The organism is Xanthomonas sp. MUS 060 (assembly GCF_000963215.1).
GTDB lineage: Bacteria > Pseudomonadota > Gammaproteobacteria > Xanthomonadales > Xanthomonadaceae > Xanthomonas_A.
This window is the reverse complement of the sequence record NZ_JZIM01000099.1, coordinates 1-955: the sequence shown is the minus strand read 5'-3', so window position 1 is coordinate 955 and position 955 is coordinate 1. Positions and strand designations below refer to the sequence as shown.

At 61.9% G+C, this 955-nt stretch carries 2 protein-coding genes; both read left to right on the top strand.

Annotation, left to right across the window (positions count from 1 at the left end; all coding sequences use genetic code 11):
• A partial coding sequence (locus tag XANALMUS060_RS21665) for a condensation domain-containing protein (RefSeq protein WP_200894115.1) occupies positions 1 to 562 on the top strand: 562 nt, incomplete at its 5' end.
• A partial coding sequence (locus XANALMUS060_RS21660; RefSeq protein WP_045739485.1) for an AMP-binding protein occupies positions 540 to 955 on the top strand: 416 nt, incomplete at its 3' end. The genes XANALMUS060_RS21665 and XANALMUS060_RS21660, both read left to right, overlap by 23 nt.

The window sequence follows — 955 nt, the reverse complement described above, 5'->3', positions numbered from 1 at the left end:
GGATCGTCCGCGTCCAGCGCGTCAGGACCATGCCGGGGCGATGCTGGAGGTCATCGTCGATCCGCAACAGACACAGGCGTTGAAGGCCCTGAGCCAGCGCCATGGCCTGACGCTGTACATGACGCTCCTGGCGAGCTGGTCATTGCTGCTATCGCGTCTATCCGGCCAGGACGATGTGGTGATCGGCAGTCCGGTGGCCAATCGCGGGAGATCGGAAACCGAGGGGCTGATCGGCTTCTTCGTCAACACGCTGGCGTTGCGAGTGGAGCTGTCCGGCTCGCCGACGCTGGCGCAATTGCTGGCCTCGGTAAAGAACCGCACACTGCAAGCGCAGGCGCATCAGGACATCCCGTTCGAGCAGGTGGTCGAACTGCTGCAACCGCCGCGCAGTCTGGCGCATACGCCGCTGTTCCAGGTGATGTTCGCGTGGCAGAACACACCGCAGGGCGAGTTGGATCTTGGCGAGCTCGATGCCAGCGGATTGGGCGTTGCGCAGACAAGCGCACAGTTCGACCTGTCGTTGTCGTTGGTTGAGAGCAATGAGGGGATCGTCGGTCGGTAGTCTGATCTATGCCACGGCATTGTTCGAGCGTTCGACGCTGGAGCGGTGGATAGGGCATTGGCGGCATCTGTTGGATGCGATGGTGGCCGACGGCGCCGAAAATCAGGTAGTAGATCGTCTACCGTTGCTGGACGATGCCGAGCGTCATCAGGTGTTGATGGAGTGGAATGCAACGGCAGCAGATTATCCGCGCGATGCCTGTGTGCATGAATTGTTCGAGGCACAGGTGGCACGGACACCCTCGGCCATCGCGGTAGTGCAAGGCGAGGTGTCGCTGACCTATGGCGAGTTGAACGCACGCGCCAACCGTCTGGCGCATTACCTGCGCGAGTTGGGCGTATGCCCGGATGATCGCGTGGCGATCTGCGTGCAGCGCAGTGTGGAGATGGTGGT